Genomic DNA, 22382 nt, shown 5'->3' with positions numbered 1-22382 from the left:
CGGGTCACCCCGCCTGTATGCGGTTAGTAAAGTGACGCTTTGCCGGTTGAGCCGAACAGTTTCATTTTGTGACGGATCACATCCCGCGCGGCGCTAATGGCTTCCGGGTAAATAATGTTCGGGTCCCACCAGGTTTCTTTCGCCAAGATTTCGCGGACTTTCTGGAAGTAAGCGTATTTCATATCGCTGGAAATGTTGATTTTGCCAACGCCCAGCGTAACGGATTCGGCAATTTCCGCATCCGGGTTCGCGGAACCTCCGTGCAGCACCAGCGGAATGTCCACTCGCCCGGCGATGTCGCGCAGGATGTTCATTTGCAGCTCTGGCTGCATCCCTTTCGGGTAGATGCCGTGTGCAGTTCCAATCGCCACCGCCAGCGTATCCGCGCCGGTACGGGCGATAAAATCCTGTGCCTGATCAGGATCGGTATAAGTGACCTTCGATACACCGCCTTCCACTGACGTCCCGGTTTGACCAATCGTACCCAGTTCCCCTTCCACCGAAACGCCTACCGCATGCGCCAGCTTGACCACTTCACGGGTCAGCGCCACGTTCTCTTCATACGGCAACAGCGAGCCATCAATCATCACCGAGGTAAACCCACACTGAATCGCCCGCAGGACATGCTCGACCGAAGCGCCGTGGTCCAGATGCAGAGTAAAGGGAACCGGGCTGCGCAGAGTGATATCACGGACGTAGCTAAAAAACGCATCGCCTACAAAATCATGTTCGCTGGGGTGAATGGAGATAATCGCCGGGGTATTGGTTGCTTCCGCTTCTTCCACTACTGCACGTACAAAGCAGCTGTCCGCCACGTTGAATGCGCCGATGGCGAAACCGTGCTGACGGGTAGGTTGCAGTAATTCTTTCATCGAAACTAACATGTTAATTCTCCAGTTTCAGGGTGTAGAAAGCCCTGCCAGTGCGTCGTCGCAGAGGCATAGAAGGCGTTACAGAAAACGAATCAGGCTTTGTCGATAGCGCCGCTGGCCTGCAGGTACGGAATAATGGCTTCCTCGCAGGCCTGCTCCATCAGGGCCAGGGCATCAACGAGTTCACCGGATGTGTCGCGACACAGGGTATGCAGTAGTGCAGCCTTTCCGGCTTCGAAAACCGCCGCGCCAACGTTTATCTTGGCGACGCCAAACGTCGGGCAGCGCTGTAGCTGGTCAAACGGCGTCCCGCTGCCGCCATGCAGCGCCAGCGGCACCGTTGATAAACGGGCAATTTCCTCCAGTCGCTGGAAATCAATGGCGGGTATGACACCGGGCGCGTACATGCCATGTGCCGTGCCGACCGAGACCGCCAGTAAATCGATACCGGTCTGTTGGATAAAGGGCTCCACATCGGCGGCCTGGGTCATCAAATCAGCGTTAGCTGCGTGATCATAGCGCGGGGCGTCGGCCAGATGCCCCAGCTCACCTTCCACGCACAGAGAAACGCTGGTCGCGAGCTCAACCACCGCCCGGGTCTGGCGAATGTTCTCCTCCAGCGCAAAGGCGGAGGCGTCGATCATTAACCCGCTGAATCCGGCGCGAAAAGCCTGGCGAATGCGTACTGGGTCCTTTCCATGATCCAGCGCCAGCGCGACCGGTACCGACGCTTCCTCTGCCAGCGTTTTGACGACCGCCACCGCTATCGGTGCAGGAAAATGGCCCAGATGCCCCTGATACAGATTCAGAATGATGGGCGCACGGTGTTTCTCAGCCACCCGCACCGCCGCACGGGCGCTTTCCAGATTCATACAGTTGATGGCCAGCAGCGCGTACTGCTCGCGCCAGGCTTTCGTCACCATGCTTTTCATATCGGCAAACATACGGCCTCCGGTTATTCCAGGGTGAAGGTGATCTCTTCGTCTTTCAGCTTTTGATCGCTAAGTTCATCAAACTCTTCGTCACGTTCGGTCACCGGTTTCTTCCACAACGACAGCATGACGCCGCAAATCACCGTGCCGATCCCCAGCGCCAGGCAAAACAGCAGCGGATGCGTAAAGAGCGGGACCACGAACATGCCGCCGTGCGGTACCGGGCTTTCGACGCCCCACACCATAATCAGACCGCCCGCTATCGCCGAGGCCACTACGCAGGACCCCACCACGCGCAGCAGGTCGCGCGCCGCAATGGGAATGACCCCTTCGGTAATCATGCAGATCCCCATCGGGAATGCCGCTTTCAGCGCCTCGCGCTCCGCACGGGTGTACTTGTGACGCGTCAGCAAAAAGGAGAGCGTAATGCCGAACGGAGGGATTATCGAACCGACAAACTTCACCGCTTCCGGACCGTACACGCCGCTGACTAACATGCCGTCAGCAAATAGCGACATGGTTTTATTCACCGGTCCGCCAAAGTCGAATGTCGCCATTGCGCCAAGGATGGCCCCCATTAAAAAGCGTGACCCGCCCTGCATGGACTCCAGCAGATGAATCAACGCGTCCTGCAGCCAGGCTATCGGTTTGCCAATGAGCGTCATCATCAACAGGCCGCCAATGACGGTACTCAGTACCGGCAGCACCATGATGGGCATTAACCCCTGCATCGACTGCGGCAAACGGATATAGCGCTTGAGCAGCAGGACGGTATAACCGACCAGAAAACCGCCCAGCATCCCGCCGATAAAACCGGTATGAATTTCACCGCAGACAAAGCCGACAATCAGACCCGGCGCGAATCCGGGGCGGTCAGCAATGGAGTACGCAATCGCCGCACTAATCAGCGGTACGATTAACCCCATCCCCCAACCGCCAATCTGGTTGAGCATCCAGGGGATGGTTCCTGTTTTTTCACCCACGTTAGTGCCGCCAAGTATTTGCCCGAGAGCAATACAGATCCCGGCGGCAACAATTAACGGGATCATCCACGAAATCCCCGTTAATAAATGTCTTTTTATTTCCTGAGATAGCGGAATTTTATTTTCACTCATGTGAAATCCCTCCAGAATGGGGATCGCTACTGGTTATTATTAACTAATGATTTTTCGACCTTTTCAAGAAACTGAATGGGCGACTTTATGACAATTTCAGTTTTCACTCGCACAATACGTTTATTTAAAAATCGTTCCTCCCCTTTTATTTTTACATCCACAGCCAGAATCACGACATCAGCAGAAGAAATGTCCTCTGTCAGCAGTTCGTTTTCCGTGCCGATAGTCCCCTGGGTTTCTACTCTTATATTATGACCAAGCGCTTTAGCACCTTTAATTAACTTCTCACGGGCAATATAGGTGTGCGCAATACCCGCCGTACAGGCGGCAACACAAACAATATTCATAACATGCTCCACGTTTTATTTAGCAGACATTGGATTCAGCATATTGGCTAAAAAGCTCAATAATTTTCTGTGGACTGCTTTCGACTAACAGTTGTTCAATAATGTCGTCATCCGCCAACGCGCCGGCAACCTGCGAAAGCAGACGAATATGGGTAGTGTTTTGATCTTCAAGGCGTACGGCAAACAGAATGATGCAGCGCACGTTGCTGCCGTCCAGGGTTTCCCAGGGAATATCCTGGCGGGTACGCCCAATCGCCAGCGTGGTATTGACCACCGCCGAGGATTTCCCGTGCGGAATCGCAATATGATTTTCGAAGCCGGTCGAGCCTTCTGATTCACGCTGCCAGACATCCTGAATAAACGTTTCCCGGCAACTAATTGCCCCATCTTTTTGCAGAATATCCGTCAGTTCCTCAATAACCTCCGTTTTGTTTGTGGCCTTCATGTCCAAAATAACGCGATTTGTATTGAGTATTTTCGTGATGTCCATAAATCATACCTCATGGAGTTCATGACATTAATTTTCAACGACCAGCGACGTCGCCCGATGTAATTTTTCCGTAATAACCGTTTCTGTTACCCGCTTAATATCCGCATCATTGAAGAAGGCGGTGACATACACGACCGGCATGGCAACGGCAGGTAAATTGATCGTCGATACCACCAGTTCAATATCGTCCGTCAGGACGGAGGGCAAGCTGCCTGCCGACACCACGCCGACGATGGTCCAGTCCGGAAAGGCGCGCAGAATGCGGCTTTTGAGTAAATGAGAGGTGCCGATACCGGTTGAGCAGACCAGCAGCACACGTTTACGCGCTATCTGACGCTCCATCGCGGCCTGAAAATGCACGGTTAAATATCCCACCTCATCATCCGACACGGCCCGCTCGCCCCAGCCGCTAAACACCCGATTCACCGCGCACTGAGTCAGACGCCAGACGTCCTGCAACTCGCCTTTAATGTCCTCCAGCAGCGGATTACGAATGCGGATCTGGTAGTTCAGGCGGTTAATCAGCGGCTTAATATGGATCAGCAATCCGTCATACAGCGCAGTGTCCTGGCTAAGATCGCAGTCAACCATTTCGGCGAAGGTGGCAATCAGCCGATGGGTAATCAAGCGTGCTTCGTCGCTGGAGTGCATATGGCTAATTACGCTCACATCGTTATGCTCTTCAATCACCATACCGGAGGAGATAATATATTGATAAATAAACCAGACTTCGTCTTCCGGCAGCGGGTGGGCAATGCGTTTTTCGATATGCTGAATCATGCGACTGGCAATGGAAAAAATGTTCTCATCACATGACGTGATGCTTTCTTCTTTTCTCGGTAGCGCATTGCCCCGCGTAATGCGGTACATCATGATCAGAATATGAGTAAAGATATTGACGTAATAAGGCTCGCCCAGCGACCAGCACAGATCGTTCTCCATTTCCTGCAACAGCGTCTGGACAAATAAAACGTCTTCTTCGCCGAAGTAATGCACTAACGCTTTATAACTGCCCGGATCAAGTCGTGAATAAATCACGCTTCCAGGTTCATTATGGTTAATCACACCGTTAATCAGCGACGCCATCGCCTGGCGCACCCCGCTCTCGCTGCCTTCAATGTGTGTGCCGCTCTGGCTGCGAATCAGCGACAGGCCCAGCGGGGTAATCCACGATTCAATCACTTTCAGATCGTTAACAATCGATGCACTACTAATAAAATAACGTTCGGATAATTTATTGATCGATGTTTCATGCGGCGTTTCACTTAATAATTGCGAGGCTATCTTAACCCGCCGTGAATTATTCATCATGCCGTCAGCATCATCACCCTCCGACCCTAATAACTGATCCAGATATAAAAGATCAGTAATGTTATCGGCACTTAATATCACGCCCGCACCGGCACGTTTATCGATGGATATTTTCCATTCCGATAACCATTGTTCCAGTAACCGCAGATCGCGCTGGACGGTTTTCTCTGAAACAGATAAATATTCGGCAATTTTTAGCAGCGTAACATATTCCTTCCGGGACAGAAGAAACTTTAATAATCTGTTTTGTCGCGAGGTAATCATTTGCATTATTTACCCTTATTACATACCAGATTAAATATCTATACCCGTCATACTTCAAGCTGCATGTGCGTTGGCTTTCCTCGCTCACCCCTGTCACGTACTTATGTACGCTCAGAGGATTCGCTGCGTCGCCGCCTTCCTGCAACTCAAATTATTTAGATTATAAAGAAGCGTTTATGCTCCACGTGTAATCCGTGATGATAAATATAAGAGGACTACGATGCGCCAACAATACTAAATCGTGTCCTGTATTCCGGACAGAAATAAGACAAAAAGAGGAAATAGTGAGATATTTACGGCGCAGATCACATTTTTCGCGGGAATTAGAGTGATAGCGCTCGCAAATATGGTGAGGTAAAAATTTAAGTCGGGATGTTTTTGATTTTCAGATCTGGAACGCTGCTCGCGGCGTGGGCCGGATAAGACGCATCCGGCACCACGTTCAGATTCGCTTACAGGGTTATCGTCAGCACATCTTCATCCGGCGTGACAACCGTTCCCCACTCGCTGCCCGCAGATGAACCGCCCTTCACACCGCTAACCTGTGGAATATTACGCAGGCACAGCGTCCAGTTACGCGCATCTCCACTACCTTGCACGGTGATGGTATTACCTACACGCGTCCCCTTCAGCGTGAAGATAACCGAGTCGTCAGCAGCCGGAACTTCACAGAGTGCTTCCCGCCCCTCCTGCAGATGGAACAGCTGGAACGCTGTCCCTTCGTGCCAGGCGTAGTCCGGCTTCTGGTTATTGCTACCCAACGCCAGCAGGGTATTGTCACGCACATAAACCGGCAGACTCAGGAAGTCATGCTGCTGCTTATGCCAGCGGCTGCCGGCCACCTCATCATTACGCCACAGATGCGTCCAGCGTCCTTCCGGCAGATAGAACTGCACATCGCCCGCCTCGCTAAACACCGGCGCGACCATCACGCTATCGCCCAGCATGTACTGGCGGTCGAGATAATCACACGCCGGATCGTCCGGGAACTCCAGCATCATCGCGCGCATCATCGGGGTGCCCTGCGCATTAGCGCGCGCTGCTTCACGATACAGGTACGGCATCATGCGGCATTTCTGCTCGGTGAAGTAGCGCACCACATCGCAGGATTCGTCATCGTACGCCCATGGCACACGGTAGGATTTACTGCCATGCAGGCGGCTGTGGCTGGAGAGCAGCCCAAACGCACACCAGCGCTTGTAGACGTGCGCCGGAGCGGTATTCTCAAAGCCGCCGATATCGTGGCTCCAGAAACCAAAGCCGGACAGGCCAATAGACAAGCCACCGCGCAGGCTTTCCGCCATCGATTCATAGTTGGCGTAGCAGTCGCCGCCCCAGTGCACCGGAAACTGCTGTGCGCCCACGGAGGCCGAACGGGCGAACAGCACCGCCTCTTCTTCACCGACGGTTTCTTTCAGCACGTTCCACACCAGTTCGTTGTAGATGTACGCATAATGGTTGTGCATCTTCTGCGGATCGGCACCGTCAAACCACTGCACATCCGTGGGGATGCGTTCGCCAAAGTCGGTTTTGAAGCAGTCAACGCCGATATCCACCAGACCTTTCAGCTTGTTGGCATACCACTCGCAGGCTTGTGGATTAGTGAAGTCATAAATCGCCAGGCCCGGCTGCCATTTATCCCATTGCCACAGGGAACCGTCCGGGCGCTTGAGCAGATACCCTTTCGCTTTCAGTTCATTGAACAGCGGGGATTTCTGACCGATGTAGGGGTTTATCCATACGCACACCTTCAGCCCTTTCTCTTTCAGGCGGCGGATCATACCTTCCGGGTCCGGGAAGGTCACCGGGTCCCACTCAAAGTCGCACCACTGGAAGGCCTTCATCCAGAAACAGTCGAAGTGAAAGACGTGCAGCGGCAGATTGCGCTCGGCCATGCCGTCGATAAAGCTGTTCACCGTCGCTTCGTCGTAATTGGTGGTGAACGATGTGGTCAGCCACAGACCGAACGACCAGGCTGGCGGCAACGCCGGACGGCCGGTAAAGCGGGTATAGCGATCCAGCACCGCCTTCGGCGTTGGGCCGTCGATGACGAAATATTCCAGATACTCGCTTTCAACGCTGAACTGCACTTTCGACACTTTCTCAGAGCCGATTTCAAACGACACGCACTGCGGATGGTTCACCAGCACGCCGTAGCCGCGGTTGGTGAGATAAAACGGGATGTTTTTGTAAGACTGCTCGGTACTGGTACCGCCATCGCGGTTCCAGGTTTCTACCGTCTGGCCGTTACGTACCAACGCGGTAAAACGCTCCCCCAGCCCGTACACCGTTTCCCCCACGCCCAAATCCAGACGCTCAAACATATAGTTACGCCCGCTGTGGGTATCCTGCACGTAACCGCTATTCTTTAGCTGACTGCCGGTAATACGTTCACCATTACGCAGGAAATCCAGCGACCAGAACTCACCTTTGGTCACCCGAACGCTCAGATTGCCGCTCTTCAGTTCGGCAAATTCAGCGGTGTTTCGCATCTCAACATTGACGTCCTGCAACACGTTCAGCGGGTAATGCGGGCCGGTATCCAGCGCGCCCTGGAAGTGTTCCATACGTACGCCCACCACACCTTCCTGCGGCGAGAAAAAGCGTAAGGTGAAGAGTGGGGTATCCAGTTGCCAGGTACGTTCACGCACGTCGCGCGGCGCAACGTAGACAATCATCTCGTTACCCTGCTGTTCAACGTCGAACACCTGAATTGGGTGTATTAAATTCAGGCCAGGTTGGGTCAGCCAGTTTCCATCGCTAATTTTCATCGTCAGTTCCTTAGTTCTGTAATTCTTTCGTCGTGAAATCCTGCTGGTTGCGGCGCGCGCCCTGAGCCAACTGACTCATAATTTTCGTCAGATACGGCGTTTTCAGGGTATAGAAGCGTTTGGCAATCACGGCACTCAGCAGGTAACAAATCGCCGGGACAATGGTGAACAGGGCGATGATGATGCTAATGGTGGCGCTGTTCTGGGTTTTCGCTGCGGCGTCGTAGCCACCGCCCGCCAGCATCCAGCCGATCAGCGCCCCACCGAGCGCCAGACCCAGCTTGAGCACGAACAACGTGCCCGCAAAGCTGATCCCCGTCAGGCGTTTACCGTTGCACCATTCGCCGTAATCAACGGTGTCGGACATCATTACCCACTGGATTGGCGTAACGAGCTGGTGCAGTACACCAATGACAAAAATAAAGATAAACATGGTGATGCTGGCGTGCATCGGCACAAAGAACATCGCCAGGCTCGCTACCGCCAGCGCAGCGTTGGTCCACCAGAAGACGCTGACTTTGCATTTCCAGTCGGTCAGCGGTTTTGCCAGCGCAGAGCCGATCAGGTTGCCGACGCAATAGGCGGTGAGAAAGGCGACAAACACCTCCGGCTTACCCAAAATCCAGGTGACGTAATACATCATCGCCCCGCCACGAACGCAGACGGCCAGAATATTGAGGATGGTCAGCAGGCCGACGATGCGCCATTGGTCGTTTTGCCAGATATCGCGCAGGTCTTCACGCATAGAGGTGGTGCTCGGCGGCGCTTCCACGCGTTCTTTGGTAGTGAAGAAGCAGAGCGCCAGCATCAGGAACGCCACCACGGAGAGCACCGCAATCCCGCCTTGAAAGCCGAACGCTTTATCCTCGCCACCAATCAGATTCACCAGCGGCATCATCAGCACGGTGGAGAGCATGCCGCCCGCCGTCGCCAGCACAAAGCGCCATGATTGCAGGGAGATACGCTGCGTAGGGTCATTAGTGATCACGCCGCCCAGCGCGCAGTAGGGAATATTGACCACGGTATAAAGCAGGGTCAGCAGCGTGTAGGTGATTGCGGCATAAATCATTTTGCCGTTCAGGCTGAGATCCGGCGTGCTGTAGGCCAGCACGCAAACCAGACCAAACGGCAGTGCGCCGAACAGCACCCACGGACGGAATTTCCCCCAGCGCGAACGGGTACGGTCGGCCAGCAGCCCCATGCAAGGGTCTGAGATGGCATCCAGCGCGCGGGCCAGTAAGAACATGGTGCCGACAAATCCGGCTGGGATACCAAAAATATCGGTATAGAAGAACATCATATATAACATGACGTTATCGAAGATAATGTGGCTAGCCGCATCGCCCATTCCGTAGCCAATCTTCTCTTTAACAGACAGAATCTCACTTTTCATTACGCATCCTTGTTAGCACTTTCACACGCCCTGATACCGGTTACAGTTCTTGTAAACCATCCCTGTGAGCGCGGGTATTCCGATATCTCGTTATCAAATTACGATTCTTGTTTTCTGTGATCAGCGTAGCGTCTAAAAATGTGTCTAAGTGTAAGTAATGGATTTTGCGGGGATTTATTTGAAACTGGTCATGGTATAGAGAAACGGAAGTTAAAAAAGTGAGTGAGGGGGTGTGGAAACGTTTGGAAGTAGCTATAATGCGCCCCGCCTCCATGTAGCAATCGAGGCGCGGAAGATCGTCATCTCCGGTGAGGTGGCTGGACTTCAAATCCAGTTGGGGACGCCAGCGTTCCCGGGCAGGTTCGACTCCTGTGATCTTCCGCCAAAATGCCTCTCCTGAGCTCCCTCGAAGTCAACAAAACCCCTGTAATACCTGATAAAAAAAGAGAAATAACCCTAGTATCTGCGTCGGTAGAGGATGTACGTAACGGTGATAATAGTCTGATTTGCAAAGGCGCAGTGGAAGAGATGCTGATGGTGACAAGGTGGTCGCGCTGAATGAAACCGTCGTGAGTTACTGCTGGCGAAAACGAAAGATTACAACGCGCAAGGATTCCGGGTGTTGCTGGTGGCGACCCGCAAACTGGATGATTCAGCGCTGCACCTGCCACTCAGCACGGGTGATGAACAGGGGCATAGGTACACGGCATGGTTTAAAAGTTGTACTGGCAACCCTCATTTCTCTTTCGCTCTTTGCCACTCCGGCACTGGCGAATCCAGGCAATGGGAACGGCAATGGTAATAGTGGCAACCATGGCAATAATAGTGATAATCACGGAAATAAAGGGAATGCGCAGAAAGGCAATGCGGGTCAGAAAAATAACGCATCATCCGATCACCGTAAAAAATATGGCAAACCGGATCATGTCGATTCTGATATCAGTTTTTCGGCTGCCCGACATTTGGCGGTGAATTATGGCCTGACGGGGTGTGGCTCCTTACCACCAGGCATTGCGAAAAAAACGGTTCCGGCATCGATGTTGGGGCAACGGCCTTATTATCCTGGCTATGAATGGAAAATAGTAAGGAATGATTTCGTTCTTATTGCACTGAGTACCTCAGTAGTGACCGCAATTATCAATGGCGTGTTTGATTAATTGATTAACAAGCTGGGGAATTTCCCCAGCTTTTATTATGCTATCTCAATAATAAGTAAACGTCACCGGTAAACTGGCTGTGTAATTACCTGCCGGTATGTTCCCTGTATGTGGAGACACTCTGGCCAATAAGGAGCCATCAAATTGCTTTTGGCTCACAAGAAACGGTGCTTTACTCAGCTCGACCGGCTTCCCGAATTCTACGGCTCCTCCACCTTTCTTCCATGACAAGGTAATATCAACCTTATTATTTGACGTGCTGAGTTTCGAATTACTGCCCCCTGCCAGGGTAACTTCAAATTTGGTGATATCACTGGCACAGTCAATCACAATGGGAACTTCAACGTTACTATCACCTAATAAGGCCCCTGAAGTTGTGATCAGCGGAAGTTGCACGATTTCAGGCAGGCCAAGCCCTTTATTGATTTGGCACTGAGGATTAGTGACCTGCATTGCAATGGGGAGACTTACGCTTGCCTTTTGTGCGGCCTGGTTATTAAACGCCGTTAATGTGCTTAACAGTCCCGCCAGCAATGGGAAAAAAAGACATCTCCTGTCAATCATAGGTCACCTCGACAGTCAGACTAGTGGAAATATTCCCTGCCTGGAGCGTTTCACCCGGAATTTGTTTAGGCAACAGCTGAAACTGACCAAGCGTTTCATTTTTGTTACTTGATGCAGTTGGGAGCGCAAAAGGCTTATTTAATTCTAGCGACTTAAAATCTGTGCCGGCTGGATCTTTCCATGACAACGCAAGCCCAACGCCGGATAACCCCGTATTCATCAGGTTAGTGCTGCTCTTGGAAACGCCAGCAGCAGGCGAGAATTTTAGTGAGATCCCGGTTGCGGGCCAACTGCAAGCAATATTCAAATCAACTGTCTTGGGTGTAGTTGCGTTGTTTTCAAACTGGCTAAAGCTGATTTGTTGAAAGTTCAGGTTTGCCGGAGAGAGTGACAATGCGCACGTGTTTAAGGCTAACTCGGCGTTTATCGTCACTCTCTTCTGCACGGATTTCGAGGCAGATGCGTTGTGAAATGGAAAAATTATCAAAAAAAAGATTAACCATTTGTGCATAATTAATCCAGCCTATCGGTATATTAGCGAAACATTCAGGTAGGTAGAAACCTTACCGGCGGGAAATGGGGTTGAAGGCTTGACGTAGATTCTGAATGTCGCAGTAGCATCAAGATCTTTTTTGGACGGCTCATATATTTTATAATTCGCATTAAGGGGGACGGTATGAAAATCTCCATACACCCTGGTCATTTGGAAGTTCAGCTTCCGTCCATCACTATCACTGGCACTAAACATACCATTTGCCGCATCAACTACATTCTCCGGGTCGAATCGAACATATAATCCATTTATCAGTGCTTTATTTTTACACGAGTAATAGACTTTTAACTCTTTATATAAAGAGTTACTATTGACATTACTTGGTGTTAATTTACCAAAATCTAAATTTTCTGTAGAAAGTGACATTGCGCAGGTCGCAGTATCTTTAAAAATAAAAGGAATCGGTCCCCCTAACTTAGAACTTACATTAACCGCCGTGCTGTATACTAGTGTATTTCCTTGCGAAAGCGGCTGGATATTAACCGTATATTGCCCGGTTTGATTATTTTGTATCCAATATTGATCATTTACGACAATACTGGCTTTCCCCAAGACAGTGCCTGAGGGCCAGTTGTATCTATTATTATCCCCCCATGGCTTAGATTGAACATTGTTGGAGATAATGTTATTGCCTTCACAGCGCATCCCCTCCAGTTTCCATTCAATACCTGGATAGGGTGTCGTTATGGTGGTAGAGTTTTTACAAGTTCCACTGGTTAGATTCATGCGCATTTCACTCACCGATCGTCCAGCACCATCAGTATAATCCGGATCACAAGTCATTTTACCTTGTAGGATTACTCGCATTATTAACAATGGATCATCATTTGCTGATGTATAACCATACCTCCAGTAACTTTTATCACTGGGATCTGTATCAAAAAGTATGGAACCTCCACTACAGTTAGCTGCTTTGGAAGGTAAGGAAGATAGTGATAATAAAGCGATAAAAAGAGTAAATATGAATTTACACATAATAAAAACCTTACACGAATCAGGATTTGTTTAATTTATACTCTTTGTCAACGCCATAATCATCAAATGCTACAATACTGAGGCTGTTACTGGAAATTAACTTACCCAGCGAAACTTTTTCACCTGGAGCAAAAACAGACAGTTTATCTTTAATATCATCGCTAACTTTAATGGGCGTTCCGTTTTGTTTAACACTGATGATGGCAAAATAATAAGGGGTATCGTTCCAGAGAACGGTATTGCCCTCACTGCTTATCATTTTAATATTCTGTTCGGCGTTTTCCCTTTTCTCTTTCAGGGCATCAGGCCGATAAAACATTTTGACCTGAGTATGTAGCGCAATGGATAATGCATTCACGCCGTCTTTTGGTGCTTTGGGTATCTCCTGGATGTTGATCCAGAAAAGCGATTCTTTATCTTTTGGTAGCGCATCATTAATTTTCAGGATACGCAGGATCTGTTTGTGCTGATCGGCCACTTTAAAGAACGTGGGGCTGGGTACAAAATAGACGTTCTTGTCGTTTTGGTCCTGGTTTTCAATCCATATCTGTCCGCCATATTCCTGAGTAGACTGGTTATCAACCTGTACAGAGATATTCTCTCTTTTTTCATCAAACACATAACGTGTGCTGTTAAGGACAAACGCCGCATGACTTGATGCTGTAAATAACAACAGTGATGCAGAAATGAAAAACTTTCTCAGTGTATTGTTCTTAGCCACACTTAATCTCCTGTACTTTACCCATATCTTTCTGCAGCGATCGTGAATCGAATTTGCAATCACCAACAGAAATGATCCCTTCATCTTTATCTTCAAGATTCATTAACAGAATCCCGCCGTTGTTGACGTAACCAATTTCCTGATTTTCTGCATTTTTAGCGATGCTTCCCATTGGAATAACAAAACCATTACTGCTGATGACTTTTACGATATACGTGTTAATTTTTCTGTATTTCACTTTCTTATAGATAATCGCGTTTTCCGTCGGCGTCACATTGATTGCGTTTTCTGTTAACTCAACGCTCTGTGGCAAGTTATCCGCATTGACGGTGATGGTATTATTGTTATACGCGGTTAACGGTATGACAGCGCGCCCTTTTTTATCGCCAGGCATGGAACCATTAAATCTGACGCCTGGAACATCTTCCATTTGTACAACGGCAATTTCATCATTTTTCACTGGCGTAAAAAGAATACCTGCATCTGGCAGTCCGATAACACTTCCGCCAACCTGGAAGGAAGAGCTGGACGAGCTCCCCGTTTGCGAATAGCTGGCCGAGGTTTGAACCTCATCAAACAGATAAGAAGCTGAAATCGCGCTTCCCGTGGTGTTGCGTGACTGACTGATGGATGCGTTATAACTCAGGCGAGAATTAATGCTTCCCGAAACACCGGTATTGAAATTCGTGCCATTACGGCGATCGTAATTTATGCCAGAGAAGCTATAGTGCGATTTATCAAACACGCTAAAGGGCACGCTCAGTGAAATACCTGTGTTATAATCGTTTTCCATCCCCTGCAGTCGGGAATACCCGGCATTCAGAGAGACAGAAATATTATTAAAGCTCTTACTGAGATTCAGGTTTGCACCTACCTCACTGGAACTGTCCCAATAGTCTTCCTTCCAGGCCGACATGTTGAAGAACACATTCATTTCCGGAAGCTGATAGGTGATAATCGATTCGTATCGCTGTTTAGGCCTGTTGTTTAACAGGCTGTAATAGCGATAGTTAAAATCCGTGTAATCAATATAGTTTTCTGAGTTAAAACGATAACCAATCAACTGTAAATTTGCATTTTCCCCTAAGGCGCGGGCATATTTCACCGATGCGCTAAAGCCGTTCATGGCTTTACCATTATGGTATTTTGCCTGTGACAGGTTGCCACTCATTGCCACGGCGCCAAACCAGCCGAAAGAGCGGATAAGACCCAGACCAATGTTGTTATAGTTTTTATCGACCAGTGCAGAGGTATTGAGCGTAAAGGGCTCAAAGCCGTAATCATAAGTGATTTGCGCGAATAAGCTGTCATCATCACGCTTGTTACTGTATTGGTCAACTTTACTCCCCACCGCGATATTGTAATTATAATTTCCGGGTTTCAATAAATTTGGCAGCACGGCGACGGGGAATCGCTGTTCTTTTACCGAACCATCCTCTTCATAAATTTTTAAGATAATGTCGCCAGAATATACGCCGGCCAGATCGTTAATCACAAAAGGACCAGGTGGAACCACGAACGACTTTAATGTGTATCCGCCTTGTTCGACAGTGACACGGGCATGTGTTCTGGCAATACCATTAATGACTGGAGCATAAGACTGCGAGTCCCAGGGATACATATCCTGATTAGACTTTAACTGCGCGCCATAAAAGGTAAAGCCATCGTTCAGGGTATTGTAGGACTGGGTTTTACCGATAAGAATATCTGATTTAATCGATTTTATCGCATGTGTTAACAGCAGGTTATTGCTCTCAAACTTTTCTCCCTGATATGCATATCCCCTACCCAACAGGACCCATTCGCCGATATTGATTTGGCCTTCGATGTTACCGTATGTTGTCCGATCCTGGTCAGTAGATTTTGACGTATTAAGATCATAGGCGAGTTTGAAACCGGTACTGCCATAATCCCAGGTGCCGCCTTCCTTTTTTGAATCGATAAAACCGGCCTGAGGTATATCAATTGATAACTCCTGCAAGGAAGGATCAAATTTTACCCGACTGTTCTTTTCTTTATCGATAAGATAGCAGTTGCGTGCGGGATTAAGATACAGTTTATAGAATTCTTTATTGATATGAATGTTTTTTTCCTGTAGCCATTTATCAGAAAGGCAAATATGATCAACATCATCATTGCTGATAGCTAATTCTACAGAGGTCGCTGTCTTGGAGCCATTAAATAGTAAATCGACAACATAATTTCCGGGTATGTTTTGCCCGGTATTCTTCAACACCTCAGGTACATCTTTACTGCCACCACGGATAAAACTGTAGTTAAAATCGTCGGCAAGAATTTCATTCGACCATAAATGAAAAATGATAGCGACACATAATACTTTTATCTTCATTTTAAAACCTTGCCGACATGTATCTTATTTAAGAAGGGAGCGGTAACTCCCTTTTAATCAAAAGATAATTATTTATAGGCTACAACATAGCTTGCTGACGCGTTAAATGCACCAGCAGTTAAACCAGTAGCTGGTTTTGTAAGTACTGCAGAATAATCAAATGATGGGATTTTTCCTGCCGTGGCTGTATAATCGAAGACGGTTTGACCTTGCTGAATGAAAGCTGCGTTACCTTTTTGGGTGGCGTTTGTTGCAGCCACCTTCAGATAGGCATTGGTTCCGCCTGTTTTTATGTCATTAGTAATACCAGTAGGAGCCAGCGTTGGAGATGTCCAACTTACATTAGCAGCAGTTTTACTAACACAAGCATTATCTGAAGGCACAAGCTTAAACACAACCGGAGTGCCATTACCTGCACTTGTCGTTGATAATAGACCTAAATCAACATTCGCAATATCTCCGTTGGTACTATCTTTTAAAGAAAAGTCACAGGTTGCAGTGGTAACGCTACCCGTAAAGTTTACAGTACCGCTGTTTGGCGCAGCCATAGCATTAGACGCTACACCCAGAACTGCCACAATTGCCGAACCTAAAATCAGCTTTTTCATTTTATACTCCATTAATAGGCTTAATTCTTAAGTCAAGCTCATAACAATCTTAATGAGCGAGACAGAATATATTGTTCTGGAAACTCTCTGGCAAACCCCAAAATAGCAATCGTTACTTTTTTATCGGTTTTTTTTATTTGCGATTCGGTTAATTGTATTGTTTCAATTTTTATAACTAACTCTTTTATTTTCAATAGAGCTGATAAAAATAGAAAAAGGTGGCAGTAAATTCCTCATTACAATGCTCTTTCAGGATAAAAAAATAAAAAGACGCTTTTTTTTATTGACTGGATCTGATTTTCATTTAAATGTCATTTATTTAAGCGGATAGTGACTGGGGGAAACGTGAATAAGATATACGCGATAAAAAAGAACAGTAAAGGTGAGGCGGTTGTCGTTTCAGAAGTCAGTGAAGGTATAAGGAAGAACATCACTCCACGAGTATCAATAAGCGTACTGCTAGTGAGTATGTTGGGGATATTATGTTCTGCTGCATCAAATGCTTCTGTTGTCAGCAGTGGGGTTAATTATCAAACATATCGCGATTTCGCTGAAAATAAAGGCTCGTTTAAACCAGATGCAGAAAACATCCCGCTATATGATAAAAATGGAAATGTCGTCACCACGTTAAATAAAGCGCCCATGATAGATTTCAGTTCTAATGACAGGACTGGGGTTGCTACATTAGTTGCGCCACAATATATCGTCAGCGTTAAGCACAATGTGGGCTATAAAAAGGTGAAGTTTGGTTACAACGACGACACTACCTACACCCTGGTTTACAGAAATAACCACAAGCGAGACTTCCATACCCCCCGACTAAACAAAATTGTGACAGAGGTTAGCGCTCTGGATATGACTGACGCGGGAACGGCCAAAGGCACATATCAGAATCAGGAACGGTTCCCCGTTTTCTATCGGGTCGGTACGGGAACGCAATATGTAAAAGATGAGAGTGGTAAACTGACTAAGCTGTCAGGGGCATACTCGTATAAAACCGGGGGGATCGTAAATCATCCGTTTATTTCGGACTGGAGTTTTGTCACTAATACAACAAATACGCCACTTTCCACCTATGGCACACCTGGCGACAGTGGTTCCCCACTTTTTGCCTGGGATGCTAAGCAAAATAAATGGGTTGTCACTGCCGTGCTCAATTCTTACGCGGGTGTGAATGGAAAAACTAACTGGTATACGATCATCCCTGTCGGAGATGTGGCTGATACCATGAAACAGGACGCTGATGCTCCTATTAAATCACAACAAAATGAGGGAGATATTCGCTGGTCATATGATGATAACACAGGCGTTGGCACATTAACCCAGGGTGCAGCCTCATGGTCAATGCATGGCAATTTCGGCCCTACTGCGCCAACCTCATTAAACAGCGGTAAAGATCTCACCTTCCAGGGCGGTGGCACCGTTGTATTAGAACATGCCGTTAACCAGGGTGCAGGAACGCTGACTTTTGATGACGATTATACGGTCAAACCGCTCGACTCTCAGACCTGGGAAGGTGGTGGGATCATTATCAACGGCGATCATAGCGTTGACTGGCAAGTTAATGGTGTTCAGGGCGATAACCTGCACAAACTTGGTGTCGGGACATTAAAAGTTAACGGCACGGGAATCAACCCCGGAGGGCTGAATGTTGGCGAAGGAACTGTCGTCCTGGCACAACGGCCGGATAGCGATGGTAATGTTCAGGCCTTTAATAATGTCAGTATTGTAAGCGGTCGCCCAACCGTTGTTTTAAGCGATGACAAACAGGTTAATCCCGACAATATCAAATGGGGCTATCGCGGCGGTAAGCTCGATATCAACGGTAACAGCCTCACCTTCCATCAGCTGAACGGCGCCGACGATGGGGCGATTCTGACCAACAGCGGGAGTCAGGCCTCCGTCAACCTGGATTTCAACAAGCCAGATGTCACGACGGCGGTTGCCAACATCTGGCATGGCCATTTTACCGGTAATGTTGATGTTAAAAATACCGTGACGCCCGGAACGCAGAACGACTTTGTCATGGATGGTGGGATGAACACGGAGGGAAACTTCACCCAGCATAATGGCCGCCTGTTTATTCAGGGGCATCCGGTTGTACATGCCGTCAGTACTCAGGCTGTCGCGGATAAGCTGAAGGCGCTTGGCGACAATTCTGTCCTCACTCAGCCGGTTTCCTTTACCCAAAGTGACTGGGAGACCCGCCAGTTCAGCCTGAAACAGCTTAATCTTTACAATACTGATTTCAGTCTGGCGAGGAATGCCAGCCTCAATACAACGCTTTTTGCAGACCATTCTGCCGTGACGCTGGGTAGTGAAGATCTCTATATCGACCTCAATGACGGTAACGGTGTGAAAACCACGTCGTCATTCGGGCAGTCTAAAGCGACAAACGACGCCGATCGGAGCCGTTTCACCGGCCGCGTACAGCTGAATAACGGTTCTACTCTTAAGATTAATGAGCATTTTACCGGCGGGATTGACAGCGCAGACAGCTCGGTGACGGTGGCGTCCACCGATGCCGTTCTCAACCAGAAAAGCAGCTTCAGTCATTCATCGCTGTCGCTGGCGGATGGCGCGAAGCTGACGGCAACCTTGGGTCTGATTTCTGACAGTGAAGTGGCTGCCGGTGCGGGATCGACACTTTCGCTGTTGTCCGGACAGTACTCGGCTGAGCGCTGGCGCTTTAACGGCCAAGGCACCACGCTGAATGTCGGCACGGGTAGCGTAATAACGGGAAATATTCAGGCGAATGATACTGCCAGCCTGAATTTTGGTACAGCAGAGGAAGCCAGTGAGAATCTGTTCACGGCTTATGGTGGCAACCTGAATGCGCCCCTCGCCGGTGCGACGATGACGAATACTCTCTGGCAGGCAGACGGACAGTCCATGGTGAAATCCCTCAACCTGGACGGTTCGCAAGTGCGCTTCAGCAAAGCCGGCTCACCAGGCTCTCTGACAGTAGACACCCTGACTGCAAGCAACAGCCAATTCGTCATGAACACTGATGGAAAAACGGCAGATACGGTAACGGTTAACCAGTCGCTGTCCGGTAAAAACAATGCGCTAGTTGTTGTCCCGTCTGTGGCTTCAGTGAGCCAGGGAATGTCATCCGTAGCGTTAGTCACAGCGCCGAAAACGACGGCTGCCGATGTGTTCACGCTCAAACCAGTGACACAGCGCGCGGGTATTCATACCTTCACGCCGCAATTGGGCATCGTGGAGAGCGAAAACAGTAAACAATGGCGGCTGGAAGGATTTGACGTGCAGCAGGACAACGCGGCGCTGCAGGCCAGCAAATCAATTATGAATGCGGGATTTAAAAACTTCCTGACAGAGATGAACAACCTGAACTACCGCATGGGCGATCTGCGCAACACCCACGGTGAAACCGGGGCGTGGGCGCGAATCTTCAGCGGTACGGGTTCCGCTGAGGCGGGCAATTCCAACAGCTGGACACATCTGCAGATTGGAGCCGACAGAAAGCACGCGTTTGACGGCGGTGATCTGTTTACCGGTGTGACGGCAACGTTCACTCACAATAGCAGCCATGGTGATGGCTGGTCCGGTCAGACAAAATCAACCGGTATCGGTTTCTATGCTTCCGCGATGTTTGACTCCGGGCTGTATGTGGATGCAATCGGTAAATATGTCCGCCACGATAACCACTATTCGGCAAGCGAAATCAAAATGCCGGAGCAGGATTACCGCTCACATTCCTGGTATCTGGGCGCAGAAACCGGCTGGCGCTTCTCGTTACCTGACGAAACCTTTATTCAGCCGCAGACGGAATTGGTTTATGGCTCGGTGTCAGGAAACCGGTTTGACTGGCAGTCTGCAGGCTCAGACATCCGTATGCAGCGTAAGCAGGATAATCCATTGATAGGTCGTACCGGCGTTGATATCGGTAAAACCTTCACAGGTAAAGACTGGAAGTTGACCGCGCTTACGGGCGTTCATTATCAGTATGACCTGTTTAATCCTGCGAAGACGGTCATTCGTGATTTTGCCGGGAAAACGTCCATCAGAAATGGTAAAGATAGCCGGGTAAACTTTAATTTCGGTGTCAATGCTGAAATAAAAGAAAACACCAGGATTAGTCTTAATGTTGAGCGTTCGGCGTTTGGTCATTACGATATTGATAAGGCAATTAACGCCAATATTCGTTATTCATTTTGATTTTAAATTTTGAGCAAGTAAAAGCCTGAATAGATAGTTCAGGCTTTTTTATGGATTAATTGCAAGTGATAATTAAATCCATTTACACTATAAGTTGTGGTACATAATTTTATCGCATTGGATTATTTTTTAGGGTGGTTTTTGTACTTTTCATACCTTATAGTCACTTTTAGTTAAGGTGTCTAATACATTTGATAGCGAATAGTTCTTATGTCCACTGCTTTTTTATTGGCAAGTAAAAATGCTTTTTTCAATTACGGATTATCATTGCTCGCCAATGACAATTCAGATTTTAAATGTTACGAGTACAGGAATTTTTATTCTGCTCATGAAATACTGAATAAATATAAAAAAGTCTATTTGGTTTGTGACAGGGATGATTACTTATCTTACTGCTTTTTGATGGAAAAATTCCCGGTAACCTGCCTCTGCTTTAAGCAGGTATCATACCAGAATGAGCAGCTGCGTGTGTTCTCAAGCCGAACACCTTCGCCTGCTTCAGTGTTCAATGGCTTGACGGATGATGAACGAAAAATAGTCTATCTGTATTTTTTTAAGAGGAAGAGAATCGGAGAAATCGCGACGCTAACGCAGCTAAAAGAGAGCAGTATTTATTATAAAATACAATCTATTAAACGCAAACTGGGGGCAGAATCCAGCCGAAAGCTTCCGATATTGCTTAAGAATTTTTTTCTTGCACCGAATGTGTGATTGCCATATTTTCGCACTATTTCTCATTGAAAATATTAAAATTGTTAATTATCTCACCAAAGCCACTGGGTAACTCTTTGTATTTTAAAGAAATACATAGTTAAAAAACAAATAATTAGAATTATACATTTTTCCTATTATTAAAAAATTCCGAGTTTACATGGCTGATAACCCATGAAATTATATGCATACAAAGCATGGGGGTGACTGTATGAATAGCCAAAGTGCTTTAAGTAACCTTATTTTTCCGGCTAAGGAAAATTTTGCACACAACAATCTGTTGGTGCTGAAAAAAATCCGTTTTTATAACTGTGCGATTATCTATCTGCGGGATGCGCAACTGCTTATAAAAACAAAAGATGGGCAGTCCTTTAATGTTCCCCCTGAATCACTTTGTTACGTCGAAAAAAACACCGTGATTGATATTGCATTAAAAGTGTTAGGCAAAGGTGTTCCCTATGAGCTCTATCAAGTTGACAGTGATGTATTGAGTTGTATCTGTAAAGTGATGGAACCGCTTCTGTTGGATCCGCAAAGCGTTAACCAGATGCGGCGTAAAATATTTACTTGTCCTGTTGATGAAACAGATACAAAAATTTTCAAACGATTAACTGGAAGCGATGTCCCACAACACCGACAAGTTTATAAAATAACTTATCTTCTTTCTAAAATGAGGGATATAGAATCGTTAGTTTATTCCTTGTCAGTATCAACGGATACCACCTTTACTGAGCGGCTGAAGTCAATCATTGAAGCTGATCTCTCTAAATCTTGGAAGCTGGCAGATCTGGCGAGCATTTTACATATGTCGGAGGTGTCGATTCGTAAAAAGCTGGAGAAAGAGAGTAATAATTTTAATACGCTAGTGCTGGATATTCGCATGCATCAGGCGGCAAAACTCATCACCACTACCGAGAAGCATATTAATAGAATCGCCAATGAAGTGGGCTACACCAGTACATCTTATTTTATTCGTAACTTTAAAGAGTTCTTTGGCATTACACCGAAGCAGTTTGCTTTGAAAGTAAAAAAATAGTCCTGATGATTTATACATACAATTTTCCTT

At 47.9% G+C, this 22382-nt stretch carries 17 protein-coding genes, 1 tRNA gene and 1 pseudogene; 5 read left to right on the top strand and 14 right to left on the bottom strand.

The features are described from left to right. Positions 1 to 23: 23 nt before the first annotated feature. The 8 genes from GFC06_RS04960 to GFC06_RS04925 form a co-directional block, all read right to left on the bottom strand. Positions 24 to 884: a ketose-bisphosphate aldolase gene (locus GFC06_RS04960; protein ID WP_153689895.1), complete on the bottom strand. Its 861-nt coding sequence runs from the start codon at positions 882 to 884 to the stop codon at positions 24 to 26. A gap of 80 nt (positions 885 to 964) precedes the next feature. Then, complete coding sequence (locus tag GFC06_RS04955) at positions 965 to 1816, bottom strand: class II fructose-bisphosphate aldolase (RefSeq protein WP_047415757.1); 852 nt, start codon at positions 1814 to 1816, stop codon at positions 965 to 967. Positions 1817 to 1827: 11 nt separating this feature from the next. Continuing rightward, positions 1828 to 2919 carry a PTS fructose transporter subunit IIC gene (locus GFC06_RS04950; protein WP_016157774.1) on the bottom strand — a complete coding sequence of 364 codons (1092 nt, stop codon included), beginning with the start codon at positions 2917 to 2919 and terminating at the stop codon, positions 1828 to 1830. A 26-nt stretch (positions 2920 to 2945) separates the two neighbouring features. Beyond that, positions 2946 to 3266 carry a PTS fructose transporter subunit IIB gene (locus tag GFC06_RS04945; protein ID WP_114681584.1) on the bottom strand — a complete coding sequence of 107 codons (321 nt, stop codon included), beginning with the start codon at positions 3264 to 3266 and terminating at the stop codon, positions 2946 to 2948. A 19-nt stretch (positions 3267 to 3285) separates the two neighbouring features. Further along, positions 3286 to 3756 carry a PTS sugar transporter subunit IIA gene (locus GFC06_RS04940; protein ID WP_003842172.1) on the bottom strand — a complete coding sequence of 157 codons (471 nt, stop codon included), beginning with the start codon at positions 3754 to 3756 and terminating at the stop codon, positions 3286 to 3288. 27 nt (positions 3757 to 3783) lie between these two features. Then, entirely contained in the window at positions 3784 to 5337 is a 1554-nt protein-coding gene (locus tag GFC06_RS04935; protein WP_153689894.1) for a BglG family transcription antiterminator, read from the bottom strand. Positions 5338 to 5783: 446 nt separating this feature from the next. Continuing rightward, the gene (yicI, locus tag GFC06_RS04930; protein WP_153689893.1) at positions 5784 to 8102 is read right to left on the bottom strand and encodes an alpha-xylosidase; all 2319 of its coding nucleotides are present in this window, start codon (positions 8100 to 8102) and stop codon (positions 5784 to 5786) included. 10 nt (positions 8103 to 8112) lie between these two features. Continuing rightward, positions 8113 to 9495: a glycoside-pentoside-hexuronide family transporter gene (locus tag GFC06_RS04925; RefSeq protein ID WP_153689892.1), complete on the bottom strand. Its 1383-nt coding sequence runs from the start codon at positions 9493 to 9495 to the stop codon at positions 8113 to 8115. A gap of 290 nt (positions 9496 to 9785) precedes the next feature. Here GFC06_RS04925 and GFC06_RS04920 point away from each other — a divergent pair. The 3 genes and pseudogenes from GFC06_RS04920 to GFC06_RS04910 all read left to right on the top strand — a co-directional run bounded on the left by GFC06_RS04920 (position 9786) and on the right by GFC06_RS04910 (position 10652). Next, a tRNA-Sec gene (locus tag GFC06_RS04920) sits at positions 9786 to 9880 on the top strand. Positions 9881 to 9954: 74 nt separating this feature from the next. Next, positions 9955 to 10183, top strand: a pseudogene (locus tag GFC06_RS23335) (hypothetical protein); the annotation flags it as partial. Between the two features lie 7 nt (positions 10184 to 10190). After that, a complete protein-coding gene (locus GFC06_RS04910; protein WP_153690725.1) occupies positions 10191 to 10652 on the top strand; it encodes an anti-virulence regulator CigR family protein in 462 nt (153 codons plus the stop codon). A gap of 45 nt (positions 10653 to 10697) precedes the next feature. Here the strand turns inward: GFC06_RS04910 and GFC06_RS04905 are convergent, their stop codons facing one another. From GFC06_RS04905 to GFC06_RS04880, 6 genes are all read right to left on the bottom strand, one after another. Further along, the gene (locus GFC06_RS04905) at positions 10698 to 11216 is read right to left on the bottom strand and encodes a fimbrial protein (RefSeq protein ID WP_049282820.1); all 519 of its coding nucleotides are present in this window, start codon (positions 11214 to 11216) and stop codon (positions 10698 to 10700) included. Beyond that, the gene (locus GFC06_RS04900; RefSeq protein ID WP_153689891.1) at positions 11209 to 11727 is read right to left on the bottom strand and encodes a fimbrial protein; all 519 of its coding nucleotides are present in this window, start codon (positions 11725 to 11727) and stop codon (positions 11209 to 11211) included. Before GFC06_RS04900 ends, GFC06_RS04905 begins: the two co-directional genes overlap by 8 nt. A 12-nt stretch (positions 11728 to 11739) precedes the next feature. Continuing rightward, complete coding sequence (locus GFC06_RS04895) at positions 11740 to 12744, bottom strand: fimbrial protein (RefSeq protein WP_153689890.1); 1005 nt, start codon at positions 12742 to 12744, stop codon at positions 11740 to 11742. Positions 12745 to 12763: 19 nt separating this feature from the next. Beyond that, on the bottom strand, positions 12764 to 13465 hold the full coding sequence (locus GFC06_RS04890) for a fimbrial chaperone (protein ID WP_153689889.1): 702 nt from the start codon (positions 13463 to 13465) through the stop codon (positions 12764 to 12766). Beyond that, positions 13458 to 15815, bottom strand: a complete 2358-nt coding sequence (gene pefC, locus GFC06_RS04885; RefSeq protein ID WP_153689888.1) for a PefC/AfrB family outer membrane usher protein — start codon at positions 15813 to 15815, stop codon at positions 13458 to 13460. The genes GFC06_RS04890 and pefC overlap by 8 nt, the downstream gene beginning before the upstream one ends. A 68-nt stretch (positions 15816 to 15883) precedes the next feature. Further along, positions 15884 to 16423 carry a fimbrial protein gene (locus tag GFC06_RS04880; protein ID WP_153689887.1) on the bottom strand — a complete coding sequence of 180 codons (540 nt, stop codon included), beginning with the start codon at positions 16421 to 16423 and terminating at the stop codon, positions 15884 to 15886. 345 nt (positions 16424 to 16768) lie between these two features. Here GFC06_RS04880 and GFC06_RS04875 point away from each other — a divergent pair, with 345 nt between their 5' ends. Together GFC06_RS04875 and GFC06_RS04870 are read left to right on the top strand one after the other, a co-directional pair. Continuing rightward, positions 16769 to 20605: a S6 family peptidase gene (locus GFC06_RS04875; RefSeq protein WP_153689886.1), complete on the top strand. Its 3837-nt coding sequence runs from the start codon at positions 16769 to 16771 to the stop codon at positions 20603 to 20605. 922 nt (positions 20606 to 21527) lie between these two features. Next, positions 21528 to 22352 carry an AraC family transcriptional regulator gene (locus tag GFC06_RS04870; protein ID WP_103767033.1) on the top strand — a complete coding sequence of 275 codons (825 nt, stop codon included), beginning with the start codon at positions 21528 to 21530 and terminating at the stop codon, positions 22350 to 22352. Positions 22353 to 22382 lie beyond the last annotated feature (30 nt).

The sequence above is a fragment of the Citrobacter braakii genome (assembly GCF_009648935.1).
In the GTDB taxonomy this organism is placed as follows: Bacteria; Pseudomonadota; Gammaproteobacteria; order Enterobacterales; family Enterobacteriaceae; genus Citrobacter; species Citrobacter braakii.
Note: the sequence above shows the minus strand (reverse complement) of the source record. Positions and strands in the feature narration are given on the sequence as shown.